General features: G+C 75.4%; 12 protein-coding genes and 1 pseudogene. 12 read left to right on the top strand and 1 reads right to left on the bottom strand.

Annotation, left to right across the window (positions count from 1 at the left end):
- Nucleotides 1-346 (bottom strand): annotated as a pseudogene (locus ABD126_RS29340) (histidine kinase); the annotation flags it as partial.
- Nucleotides 347-728: 382 nt separating this feature from the next.
- Between ABD126_RS29340 and ABD126_RS29335 the strand changes: the two are divergent.
- The 12 genes from ABD126_RS29335 (at nt 729) to ABD126_RS29280 (ending at nt 11,768) form a co-directional block, all read left to right on the top strand.
- Nucleotides 729-1,085, top strand: coding sequence for a hypothetical protein (locus tag ABD126_RS29335; RefSeq protein ID WP_343937215.1), 357 nt, complete (start codon nt 729-731; stop codon nt 1,083-1,085).
- Between the two features lie 84 nt (nt 1,086-1,169).
- A complete protein-coding gene (hypF, locus tag ABD126_RS29330) occupies nt 1,170-3,425 on the top strand; it encodes a carbamoyltransferase HypF (RefSeq protein ID WP_343937214.1) in 2,256 nt (751 codons plus the stop codon).
- 6 nt (nt 3,426-3,431) lie between these two features.
- A complete protein-coding gene (locus ABD126_RS29325) occupies nt 3,432-3,680 on the top strand; it encodes a HypC/HybG/HupF family hydrogenase formation chaperone (RefSeq protein WP_343937213.1) in 249 nt (82 codons plus the stop codon).
- Nucleotides 3,677-4,774 (top strand): hydrogenase formation protein HypD, encoded by a 1,098-nt coding sequence (gene hypD / locus ABD126_RS29320; protein WP_343937212.1) that lies wholly within the window; start codon nt 3,677-3,679, stop codon nt 4,772-4,774. The genes ABD126_RS29325 and hypD overlap by 4 nt, the downstream gene beginning before the upstream one ends.
- Nucleotides 4,771-5,838, top strand: a complete 1,068-nt coding sequence (gene hypE, locus ABD126_RS29315) for a hydrogenase expression/formation protein HypE (protein WP_343937211.1) — start codon at nt 4,771-4,773, stop codon at nt 5,836-5,838. The genes hypD and hypE overlap by 4 nt, the downstream gene beginning before the upstream one ends.
- Nucleotides 5,839-5,939: 101 nt before the next feature.
- Entirely contained in the window at nt 5,940-6,950 is a 1,011-nt protein-coding gene (gene gap, locus ABD126_RS29310) for a type I glyceraldehyde-3-phosphate dehydrogenase (RefSeq protein ID WP_343937210.1), read from the top strand.
- A complete protein-coding gene (locus ABD126_RS29305; RefSeq protein WP_343937209.1) occupies nt 6,947-8,005 on the top strand; it encodes a 4Fe-4S dicluster domain-containing protein in 1,059 nt (352 codons plus the stop codon). Before gap ends, ABD126_RS29305 begins: the two co-directional genes overlap by 4 nt.
- Complete coding sequence (locus tag ABD126_RS29300; RefSeq protein WP_343937208.1) at nt 8,002-8,454, top strand: Crp/Fnr family transcriptional regulator; 453 nt, start codon at nt 8,002-8,004, stop codon at nt 8,452-8,454. Before ABD126_RS29305 ends, ABD126_RS29300 begins: the two co-directional genes overlap by 4 nt.
- Nucleotides 8,451-9,260 carry an FAD/NAD(P)-binding protein gene (locus ABD126_RS29295; RefSeq protein WP_343937207.1) on the top strand — a complete coding sequence of 270 codons (810 nt, stop codon included), beginning with the start codon at nt 8,451-8,453 and terminating at the stop codon, nt 9,258-9,260. Before ABD126_RS29300 ends, ABD126_RS29295 begins: the two co-directional genes overlap by 4 nt.
- Nucleotides 9,260-10,003 carry an NADH-quinone oxidoreductase subunit B family protein gene (locus ABD126_RS29290; RefSeq protein ID WP_343937206.1) on the top strand — a complete coding sequence of 248 codons (744 nt, stop codon included), beginning with the start codon at nt 9,260-9,262 and terminating at the stop codon, nt 10,001-10,003. The genes ABD126_RS29295 and ABD126_RS29290 overlap by 1 nt, the downstream gene beginning before the upstream one ends.
- Nucleotides 10,000-11,295 (top strand): Ni/Fe hydrogenase subunit alpha, encoded by a 1,296-nt coding sequence (locus ABD126_RS29285; protein ID WP_343937205.1) that lies wholly within the window; start codon nt 10,000-10,002, stop codon nt 11,293-11,295. The genes ABD126_RS29290 and ABD126_RS29285 overlap by 4 nt, the downstream gene beginning before the upstream one ends.
- The gene (locus tag ABD126_RS29280) at nt 11,292-11,768 is read left to right on the top strand and encodes a hydrogenase maturation protease (protein ID WP_343937204.1); all 477 of its coding nucleotides are present in this window, start codon (nt 11,292-11,294) and stop codon (nt 11,766-11,768) included. The genes ABD126_RS29285 and ABD126_RS29280 overlap by 4 nt, the downstream gene beginning before the upstream one ends.
- Nucleotides 11,769-11,807 lie beyond the last annotated feature (39 nt).

Raw genomic sequence — 11,807 nt, 5'->3', positions numbered from 1 at the left:
TGATCAGCAGCCCGAGCAGGCCCTTGCCCTGCGGCAGGTGCCCCATCCGCGACCGCGTCTCCGCGTCGATCCCCACGTAGACGAACTCCGACAGCCCTTCGCGCGGCCCGAGCACCCCCAACGCCCCGTACCGCGCGCCGACCAGCTCCGTCGCCGCCTGCACGATCCGCTGCAACGTCGAATCCAGCTCCAAGCCCGCCCCGACCGCCAGCACGGCGTCCAGCAGGCCCTGCATCTTGTCCCGCGTCGAGGCGATCTCCGCCAGCCGCTCCCGGACCTCGTCCAGCAGCTCGTCCAGGCGCAGGCCACCCAGCAACTTGTGCGGCGATTCCTCCAGTCCGGTCATGACCACAAGCCTGGCATGGCGATCCACGACCGCAAAGCCCAAGTCCCCTGGGTGGCGGGACCGCGGGCCGGTCGGGACGGCCGTGCCGCGCGGCGGTGGTCGCGACCGGGTGAGGCCGGACGTCCCGGCCGCACCGGGTCTTTGGCCACTGCCCGCCGTCGCGGCGCGGCGGGACGCTCGGGCGATGACCCACCCGGTGAACCCGATCGGAGGGCGCGGTCCCCGCGTCGGCGGCCCGCCGCGCGTCCCGTCCCGGACAGGGTCCTCGGGCACGGTGCCGCGGGGCCGGTGGACCACCGCGATCGGGGTCCGAGTGCGGTGTCGGCGCGGCGGGGCGCGGCGAACCCTGGGATGTGACACGGACCACACCCAGGAGCGCGCCATGACCACCACCGAGACCACGACCGACCGGTACGCCGACGTGTCCAACCGCTCGCTGGCCGACGTGCTGCGCGCCGAGGACGCGGCCGAGGAGGACGGCCTGGACCCCTTCGAGCGGGTGAGCTGCCGGCTGCACCGCCGCTGGATCCACCAGTGCGTCCACTCCTCCACCCACGTCGTGGCGGTCACCGGCCACCGGTGGTGCCGCGACTGCGAGTGCCCCGCCGCGATCTCGGTCGACGAACTGCTCGGCGACGTGGTCGTCCGCTGCACCCGCTGCCTGCGCGTCCCCGCCACCGCGGCGACCCGCCAACTGGTCCGGGCCTGCCGGGCCAGCCTCGCCGCGGCGACCGCCTGACCCGGCCTCCGCCCGACCCTGCCCCCCGAGGAGCACCCATGGACATCCGGCGCAACCGGCCCGTCGAGCCGGGGCGGTGAGGTCGTGGCGCGGGTCGTGGAGCGGATCGAGGTGCACGGCACCGTGCAGGGGGTCGGGTTCCGGCCGCACGTGCACCGCCTGGCCACGGCGCTGGGCATCGACGGGGACGTGCGCAACGTGGACGGCCGCGTGGTGATCACCGCCGCGGGCGAGTCCGAGGACCTCACCGCGTTCCGCCGGCTGGTGCGGGAACGGTCGCCGGCCGTGTCGCGGGTCGAGCGGCTGGAGGTGTGCCGCCTGCCGTCCACCGCCGCGCCGCCGCCGGGGTTCGTGGTGCGGGAGAGCAGGGCCGGCGCGGTCGCCGGGCCGCGGTCGGTGCCGCCGGACCTGGCCACCTGCGCGGCGTGCGTCGCCGAGCTGTTCGACCCGGCCGACCGCCGCCACCGCTACCCCTTCGTCAACTGCACCGACTGCGGCCCGCGCGCCACCATCGTCGAGGCGCTGCCCTACGACCGGGTGCGCACGTCGATGCGCGAGTTCCCGATGTGCGCGGCGTGCGCGGCGGAGTACCACGACCCGACCGACCGGCGCTTCCACGCCGAGCCCGTCGCCTGCCCGGCCTGCGGTCCCGCGCTGACGTGGGGCGCGCTGGCCGGGGAGGACGCGTTGCGCGCCGCCGTGGCGGTCGTCGCGGGCGGCGGTGTGGTGGCGGTGAAGGGCATCGGCGGCTACCAACTCGTCTGCGACGCGGCCGACGAGGAAGCGGTCGGGCGGTTGCGGCGCGTCAAGCGACGCCCGCGCAAGGCGTTCGCCGTCATGGTCCGCACGGTCGAGGACGCCCGCCGGCTCTCCTTCGTGGACGACCCGGGCCCCCTCCGGGCCACGGCCGCGCCGATCGTGCTGCTGCCCCGCCGCCGGGACGCGGGGCTCGCGCCGTCGGTCGCGCCCGGCATGGCCGAGCTGGGCCTGTTCCTGCCCTACAGCCCGCTGCACCACCTGCTGCTGGCCGACCTGGCCCGCCCGCTGGTGGTCACCAGCGGCAACCGGGCCGGCGAGCCGATCACCACCTCCGACGACGAGGCCCGCGCCACGCTGGGCCCGCTGGTGGACGGCGTCCTCGCGCACGACCGGCGCATCCGGTCCCGCTACGACGACTCGGTGGTGCGCGGCCGGGCCGTGCTGCGCCGCGCCCGCGGTCTCGCGCCGGACCCGCTGCCCCTGCCCACCGCCGTGGCCTCCCCCGTGCTCGCCCTGGGCGCGCAGCTCAAGCACACGACCGCGCTGGCCGTGGGCGACCGGGCGTTCCTCGGCCCGCACACCGGCGACCTGTCCAACGCGGCGACCTTCGCGGCGTTCGAGGAGACAGCCGCGGCGCTGGCCCGCACGCAGGGCGTCGAACCCGGGCACTGCGCGCACGACCGCCACCCCGGCTACCTGTCCACCGGGCACGCGCGGCGCTGGCCCGCGCACCGCCGGATCGCCGTGCAGCACCACCACGCGCACGTGGCCGCCACGGCGGCCGAGCACGGGGTGCGGGGCCGGTTCCTGGGCGTCGCCTACGACGGCCTGGGCTACGGCGACGACGGCACCCTGTGGGGCGGCGAGGTGCTGCTCGCGACCTACCGGGACTACCGGCGGGTCGGCCGGGTCGGCACCGCGCCGCTGCCCGGCGGCGAGGCCGCCGTCCGCCGCCCGGCGCGCATGGCGCTGGGCTACCTGCACGGCGCGGAGGACTTCGGCGTCGGCCTCGACGGGTGCGCGGACGCGCTGCTGGAACGGGTCGGGGTGCGCGAGGCCGAGGTCGTGCGCCGGATGGTGGCGCGCGGTGTGAACAGCCCCGTCGCCTCCAGCGTGGGCCGGCTGTTCGACGCGGCGGCGGCCCTGCTCGGGCTGTGCGACGACGCCACCTACGAGGGTGAGGCCGCGGTGCTGCTGGAGGCGGCGGCGCACGGCGAGCCCGACCACGACGCCCTGGCCTGGCGGCTGCACCACCGCGACGGGCTGTGGGTCTACGACCCGGTGCCGACGCTGCGCGAGCTGGCCGCGGCGACCGGGCCGAAGGCCGTCGTCGCGGCCCGGTTCCACACCGCCGTCGCGCACGCCACCCGCGCGTTGGTCGAGCAGGCCGCCGACGCGACCGGGGTGCACGTGGTGTGCCTGGGCGGCGGGGTGTTCCAGAACCGGCGGTTGACCGACGCGGTGGTCCGCGAGCTGGCCGACTCCGGGTTCGAGGTGCACGTGGGGCAGCGGGTGCCGGTCAACGACGGCGGCATCAGCTACGGACAGGCCGCGGTCGCCGCGGCCCGGCTGGAGGGGTGAACGCGGATGTGCCTGGGGATCCCGGGACGCGTGGTGGCCGTCGAGGACGGCGAACCGCGCACCGGCACGGTCGACTTCGACGGCCTGCGGCGGCCGGTGTGCCTGGTCTACGCGCCGGAGGCGCGGGTCGGGGACTACGTCATCGTGCACGTCGGTTTCGCGATCAGCGTCGTGGACGAGACCGAGGCGGCCCGGACCCTGGCGGTGCTGCGGGCCATGCCCGACGCGCTGGCCGGTGAGCTGGGGCCGTCGTGAAGCACCTGGACGAGTACCGCGACCCGGTGCTGGCGCGCCGCCTGCTGGCCGAGCTGCGGACGACCGCGACCCGGCCGTGGGCGCTGATGGAGGTCTGCGGCGGCCAGACCCACACCATCGTGCGGCAGGGCATCGACGAGCTGCTGCCCGCCGGCGTCCGGATGGTGCACGGCCCCGGCTGCCCGGTGTGCGTGACCCCGCTGGAGACCGTCGACCGGGCCATCGCCATCGCGGCGCGGCCCGGCGTGGTGTTCACCAGCTACGGCGACATGCTGCGCGTGCCGGGCACGACCGGCGACCTGCTGGGGGTCAAGGCGCGCGGCGGCGACGTGCGGGTGGTCTACACGCCGCTGGACGCCGTGCGGATCGCGCGCGAGAACCCCGACAAGCAGGTCGTGTTCTTCGCCGTGGGCTTCGAGACCACCGCGCCGGCCAACGCGATGGCCGTGCTGCACGCCGCCCGCACCGGGGTGCGCAACTTCTCCGCGCTGGTCAGCCACGTGCTGGTGCCGCCCGCGATCACCGCGCTGCTGGACGCGCCGGACAACGAGGTGCAGGCGTTCCTGGCCGCCGGGCACGTGTGCGCGGTGATGGGCTGGACCGAGTACGAGCCGATCGCCGCCCGCTACCGCGTGCCGATCGTGGTGACCGGGTTCGAGCCGCTGGACCTGCTGGAGGGCATCCTCATGGCGGTGCGGCAGCTGGAGGAGGGCCGGGCGGAGGTCGAGAACCAGTACGCGCGGGCGGTCCGGCGCTCGGGCAACACCACCGCGCAGGACGTGGTCCGGCGGGTCTTCCGGGTCACCGACCGCACCTGGCGCGGCGTCGGGCCGATCCCGGCCAGCGGGCTCGCGCTGGCCCCGGAGTTCGCGGACTTCGACGCGGAGACCCGGTTCGCCGTCGGCGAGGTCACCGCGCGCGAGGCGCCCGAGTGCATCGCCGGCGACATCCTGCGCGGCACCAGGGTGCCCACCGACTGCACCGCCTACGGCCGTGCCTGCGCACCCCGCAACCCCCTGGGCGCGCCGATGGTGTCCAGCGAAGGCACCTGCGCCGCGTTCCACAACGCCGGCCGCGGATTGGAGTTCCGATGACCACGTGCCCCCTGCCCCACGAGGAGACCGAGCGCGTGCTGCTCGGCCACGGCTCCGGCGGGCGGCTCATGGCCGAGCTGATCGACCAGGTCATCGCCCGCGAACTCGGCACGCGCGGACCGCTGGAGGACGCCGCCGTCCTCACCGCGGCCGACGTCGGGCCCGGCGGCGACCCGGTGCTTGGGCCCGGCGCCGATCTCGTGCTCAGCACGGACGGGTTCGTGGTCACGCCCCGGTTCTTCCCCGGCGGCGACATCGGCTCGCTCGCCGTCCACGGCACCGTCAACGACCTGGCCATGCGCGGCGCGCGGCCGATCGCGCTGGCGCTGGCGTTCGTGGTCGAGGAAGGCTTGCCGGTGGAGGAGCTGCGCCTGGTCACGCGGTCGGCCGCCAAGGCCGCCCAGGACGTCGGCGTGCCCGTCGTCACCGGGGACACCAAGGTCGTGGGCCGGGGCGCGGCCGACGGGCTGTACGTGACCACCACCGGGCTCGGCGTTCGGCTGCCGGGCGCGCGGCCGTCGGCGGCGGCCGGTCGGGTCGGGGACGTCGTGCTGCTGTCCGGGCCGATCGGCGCGCACGGCACCGCGATCCTCAGCGCCCGCGAGGGCCTGGGGTTCGAGGCGGAGATCGCCTCCGACAGCCGGCCCCTGCACCGCCTGGTCGCCGCGATGCTCGACGCCGGCGGCGAGGACGTGCACGTGCTGCGCGACCCCACCCGCGGCGGGCTGGCCAGCGCCCTCAACGAGTTGGCCGCCGCGTCCGGCGTCGCCGTCGAGGTCGTGGAGGACGACGTGCCGGTGCCGCGCGCGGTCGCGGCGGCGTGCGAACTGCTGGGCCTGGACCCCTTCCACGTGGCCAACGAGGGCTGCCTGGTCGCGTTCGTCGCGCCGCGGAGCGCGCCGGACGTGCTGGCGGCGATGCGCGCCCGACCCGAAGGCGCCGGGGCGCGCGCCGTCGGCCGGGTCGTCGACGGACCCGCGGGCCGCGTCACCGCGCGCACCCTCATCGGGTCCACCCGGATCGTCGACATGCTGATCGGCGAGCAACTCCCCCGCATCTGCTGACCGGGGGCCCGGTCGGGCAGGGACCTTCGCCACTGCTCACCCCGCGCCGACCCGGCGAGCATCGGGAGGACGAGATCACCGGCACGGGCGGAGGAGACGACATGGCGGTCCGGGTGGGCATCAACGGGTTCGGGCGGATCGGGCGGGACGTGCTGCGCTGCGCCGTCGACCGGCACGACGGCGACCTGGAAGTGGTGGCCGTCAACGACGTCACCGCACCCGAGACGCTGGCGCACCTGCTGGCGTACGACTCGACCTACGGGCCGTGGCGGCGCGAGGTCGGCGCCGGTCCCGGCCGCATCACCGTCGACGGTCGCACGCTGACCGCCACCGCCCACACCGAGCCCGCGGACCTGGACTGGGGCGCGCTGGGCGTGGACGTCGTCATCGAGGCCACCGGCCGCTTCCGCACCCGCGACGCCGCCGCCACGCACCTGGCGCGCGGCGCCCGCAAGGTGCTGATCACCGCGCCCGGCAAGGACGTGGACGCCACGATCGTGCTGGGCGTCAACGAGGACACCTACGACCCCGCCACCCACCACGTGATCTCCAACGCCTCCTGCACCACCAACTGCGTGGCGCCCATGGCGTCGGTGCTGCACGAGGCGTTCGGCATCCGCGAGGGCCTCATGACCACCATCCACAGCTACACCAACGACCAGTCCCTGCTCGACCGGCCGCACAAGGACCTGCGGCGCGCCCGGTCGGCGGCGGTGAACGTCATCCCGACCTCGACCGGCGCGGCGAAGGCGGTCGGCCTGGTCATCCCGTCGCTGGCGGGCCGGCTGGACGGCCTGGCCGTGCGCGTCCCGGTCGAGGACGGCTCGCTGACCGACCTGACCGTGGCGCTGGAGCGGCCGGTGTCGGCGGAGGAGGTCAACCGGGCCTTCGCCGAGGCCGCCGACGGCCGGCTCAAGGGCATCCTGCGCTACACCACGGCCCCGGTCGTCTCCCGCGACATCATCGCCGACCCGGCCTCGTGCGTGTTCGACGCGCAGCTGACCAAGTCGACCGGCGGGATCGTGAAGGTCTTCGGCTGGTACGACAACGAGTGGGGCTACGCCAACCGCACGGTCGAACTGGCCGACCTGGTCGCGCGGAGCCTGCCGTGACCGCCGTCCTCGACCTCGCGGGCCTGGACGCCCTGATCGGCGAGCTGCGGTTCACCGGGCACGTCGTGGTCGGGCCGGTGCTGCGCGACGGCGCGATCACCCTGGCCGAGGTCGAGTCGGTCGCCGACCTGCCCGCCGGGTGGGGCGTGGAGACCGCGCCGGGCCACTACCGGGTGCGGCGGCGCGGCGACGAGGCGGTGTTCGGCCACTCGGCGGGGCCGCTGTCGTGGAAGAACTTCCTGCACCCGCCGCGCCGGGCGCTGGTGGCCAGTGCCGAGGGGGAGTTCCGCTCGATCGCCGAACCCCGGCCGCGGTACGCGTTCCTCGGGGTGCGGCCGTGCGACCTGGCCGCGATCGGCAAGCTGTGCCAGGTCCTGGGCGACCGGGCCCCGTTCGTGGTGGCCGCCGAGTGCACCGAGCCCGGCGGGGTGTGCTTCTGCGCCTCGATGGGCTGCGGTCCCGCGGCCGGGCCGGGCTACGACATCGCGCTGGTCGAGCGGGTGGACGAGGAGGGCCACCGGTTCGTCGCGGACGCGGGCAGCGCGCAGGGGCTGTTCCTGCTGGACTGGCTGTCCGCGCGCCCGGCCACCCCCGCCGAGGCCGCCGCCGCCCGGTCGGAGGTGGCCGACGCGGCGGGGCGGATGGGCCGCGCGATGCCCGAGGTGGACCTGCGCGACCTGCTCGCGGCCAACCGCGAGTCCCCGCACTGGCAGGACGTCGCCGAACGCTGCCTCACCTGCGGCAACTGCACCATGGTGTGCCCGACCTGCTTCTGCGTCACGGTCGAGGACGTCACCAGCCTGGCCGGCGGCGAGGCCGAGCGGCGCGAGCGGTGGGCGTCCTGCTTCGAGGTCGACTTCTCCCACCTGCACGGCGGCGCGGTCCGCACCTCACCCGCCGCCCGCTACCGCCAGTGGCTGACCCACAAGCTGGGCACCTGGCACGACCAGTTCGGCACGTCCGGGTGCGTCGGCTGCGGCCGGTGCGTGGCCTGGTGCCCGGCCGGCATCGACGTCACCGCGGAGGCCGCCGCGCTGGCCAGGGGCGCGCCGTGACCACCGACCTCGCCGACCTCGCGCTGTTCCGCCCGCTCGCGCCCGCCCACCGGGCGCTGATCGCGGCGAGCGCCCACCCCGAGCACCACCCGGCCGGCACCCGGCTGTTCGACCAGGACCAGCCCGCCGAGCACAGCTGGGTCGTGCTGACCGGGTGCGTCGCGCTGGACGCCGCCGTGCCCGGACGGGGCGCGGTGACCGTCCAGGGCGTCGGGCCCGGCGAGCTGCTCGGCCTGTCCTGGCTGGTGCCGCCCCACCGGTGGCACTTCGGCGCGACCGTGGTCGTCCCGGCGCACCTGGCCCGGCTGGACGTGGCGCGGCTGCGCGAAACCGCCGAGCGGGACCCGGAGTTCGGCTACCGGCTCTCCCTCGTGCTGGCCGAAGCGATGCTGCACCGCCTCCAGTCCACCCGCTACCGGCTGCTCGACCTGTACCGGAACCCGTCATGACCGACCCCTGGCTGCCCGTGGCGCACCGGGTCGTGCGGCGCACCGAGGAGACCGCGGACTCGGCGACCCTCCTGCTGCGCCCGGTGCACGACCCGCTGCCGCCCTTCCGGCCGGGGCAGTTCGCGATGCTCTACGCGCACGGCGTCGGCGAGATCCCCATCTCCGTCAGCGGCATCCCCGGCGGCGGCGACCTCCTGCACACCGTGCGCGCTGTCGGGGCGGTCAGCCGCGCCCTGCACGGCGCGGAGCCGGGCACGGTGCTCGGGGCGCGCGGCCCGTTCGGCACCACCTGGGACCTGCACCGCACCGAGGACCTGCTGGTCGTCGCGGGCGGCATCGGGCTGGCCCCGCTGCGGCCGGTGCTGCGGCACGCCCTGGCCCACCGCGACCGCTACCGGCGGGTGGTGCTGGTCGCCGGCGCCCGCACGCCCGAGGACCTGCCGTTCCGGGCGGAGGTCGAGCGGTGGGCCGACGCCGTCGAGGTCGTGACCACCGTCGACCGCGGCGGGCCGGGGTGGACCGGCCGGGTCGGGTTCGTGACCGAACCGCTGGCCGTGCTGCCGCTGGACGTCGAGCGCACCACCGCCCTGCTGTGCGGGCCGGAGCCGATGATGCGGTTCAGCGCCCGGACCCTGATCACCCGCGGCGTGCCCGCCGACCGCGTCCAGGTGTCGTTGGAACGCAACATGCAGTGCGGCACGGGCCGGTGCGGGCACTGCCAGCTCGGGCCGCTGCTGCTGTGCCGGGACGGCCCGGTGGTCGACTTCCCCGTCGCCGAACCGCTGTTCGCGGTGAAGGAGCTGTGATGGACGCGCCGAGCCTCGCGGTCTGGAAGTTCACCTCGTGCGACGGGTGCCAGCTCACCCTGCTCGACTGCGAGGACGAACTGCTCGCGCTGACCGAACGCGTCGAGATCGCCCACTTCCTCGAAGCCACCCCGCGCACCCGGCCCGGCCCCTACGACGTGTCCATCGTGGAGGGATCGGTCACCACCCCCGCCGAGGTGCAGCGCATCCGGTGGATCCGCGAGCAGTCGCGGGTGCTGGTCGTGGTCGGCGCGTGCGCCACCTCCGGCGGCATCCAGGCGCTGCGCAACCTCGCCGACGTCGAGGAGTTCCGGTCGGTGGTCTACGCGTCGCCGGAGCTGATCGACACGCTGGCCACGTCCACGCCGATCTCGGCGCACGTGCCGGTGGACTACGAGCTGCGCGGCTGCCCGATCGACCGGGGGCAGCTGCTGGAGGTGCTCACCGCCTTCCTCGCCGGCCGCGCGCCGGACCTGCCCGACACCAGCGTGTGCACCGACTGCAAGCGGCGCGGCCTGACCTGCGTGATGGTCGCGCACGGCACGCCGTGCCTGGGACCGGTCACGCACGCCGGGTGCGGCGCGCTGTGCCCGGCGGTCGACCGGGGCTGCTACGGCTGCTTCGGCCCGATGAATCAGCCCAACGTGCCCGCGCTGATCCCCCTGCTGCGCCGCCACGGCATGGGCGAGGGCGAGCTGGACCGGGTCTTCCACACCTTCAACACCGCCGGGGAGTGGACATGACGCACCGCTCGAACCGCACGCTGCGGGTCGCCGGGCTGGCCCGGGTGGAGGGCGAGGGCGCGCTGCGCGTGCGCACCACCGACGGCCGCGTGGACCAGGTGGAGCTGAACATCTACGAGCCGCCCCGCTTCTTCGAGGCGTTCCTGCGCGGCCGGGGCCACCGCGAACCGCCCGACATCACCGCCCGCATCTGCGGCATCTGCCCGGTGGCCTACCAGCTGAGCGCGTGCCTGGCGATCGAGGACGCGTGCGGCGTGGCGGTGCCCGCGCCGGTGCGGGCGCTGCGGCGGCTGCTGTACTGCGGCGAGTGGATCTCCAGCCACGCCCTGCACATCCACCTGCTGCACGCCCCCGACTTCCTCGGCCTGCCCGACGGCATCGCGATGGCCGCCGAGCACCGGGCCGTCGTGGAACGCGGGCTGGCGTTGAAGAAGGCGGGCAACGCGGTGATGGACCTGGTCGGCGGCCGGGCGATCCACCCGGTCAACGTCCGCGTCGGCGGCTTCTACCGCGCGCCCACCCGCGCCGAGCTGCGCCCGCTGGCCGAGCAGCTGCGCCGCGCCCTGGACGACGCCCTGGCCACGGTGGCGTGGGTGTCGTCGTTCGACTTCCCGGAGCTGGACGTGCCGCACGACCTGCTGGCGTTGCGGGACACCGAGGGCTACCCGATCGACCGGGGCGTGCCGCACGTGTCCACCGGCGCGTCGTTCCCGGTCTCGGCGTTCGGCGAGCACGTCGTGGAGCACCAGGTGCCGCACTCCACGGCGTTGCACGCCCGGCTGGACGGGCAGATGTACCTGGTGGGCCCGCTGGCCCGGTACAGCCTCAACGCCGACCGCCTCTCCCCCGCCGCCGCGGGCGCCGCCGCCGACGCCGGGCTGGAGGCCGTGTGCCGCAACCCGTTCCAGAGCATCGTCGTCCGCGCGGTCGAGGTGGTGTACGCGGTGGAGGAGGCGTTGCGGCTGATCGCCGAGTACGAGCGCCCGGACCCGCCCGCCGTCGACGTGCCCGCCCGCGCCGGCGTCGGCCACGGCGCGACCGAGGCGCCGCGCGGCCTGCTGTACCACCGCTACGAGCTGGGCGCGGACGGACTCGTGGCGTCGGCGGACATCGTGCCGCCGACCTCCCAGAACCAGTCCGCGATCGAGGACGACGTGACCCAACTGGTCACCAGCTACCTCGACCTGGACGACCACGCCCTGGTGTCGCTGTGCGAACGCGCGATCCGCAACTACGACCCGTGCATCTCGTGCTCGGCGCACTTCCTGGACTTCCGCCGGGAGGACCGGTGAGGGCGGTCGTGGTGGGCGTGGGCAACGAGTTCCGGCGCGACGACGGCATCGGACCCGCGGTGGCGCGGTCGCTCGCCCGGCGCGGCGTGCGGGCCGAGGTCACCGACGGCGATCCGGTGCGACTCATGGAGGCGTGGGCGGACGCGGAGCTGGTGGTCGTGGTGGACGCGATGCGCTGCGCCCCCGCCGTGCCGGGCCGGGTGCACCGGGTGTCGTTCGGCGGGAGCCTGCCGTCGGCGACCAGCTCCCACGGTTTCGGCGTGCCGGAGGCGGTCGAACTGGCCGACGCCCTGGGCCGCCTGCCGGACCGGCTGGTCGTGTTCGCCGTGGAGGTCGCGGAGGTCGGCTTCGGCCTCGGCCTGACCCCGGCGGTCGCGGCGGCGGTGCCGACCGTCGAAGCCGCCGTGCTCACCGAACTGGGCCTCGATTCGGGTCCGGAGTGGATGATCGGGAATGCCGGTCGCGATGTCTAGTCCACAATGGACTTTTAGTTTCCCTGTCACGCGGAATTT

The sequence above is a fragment of the Saccharothrix mutabilis subsp. mutabilis genome (assembly GCF_039521145.1).
GTDB classification, from domain to species: domain Bacteria; phylum Actinomycetota; class Actinomycetes; order Mycobacteriales; family Pseudonocardiaceae; genus Actinosynnema; species Actinosynnema mutabilis.
Note: the sequence above shows the minus strand (reverse complement) of the source record. Positions and strands in the feature narration are given on the sequence as shown.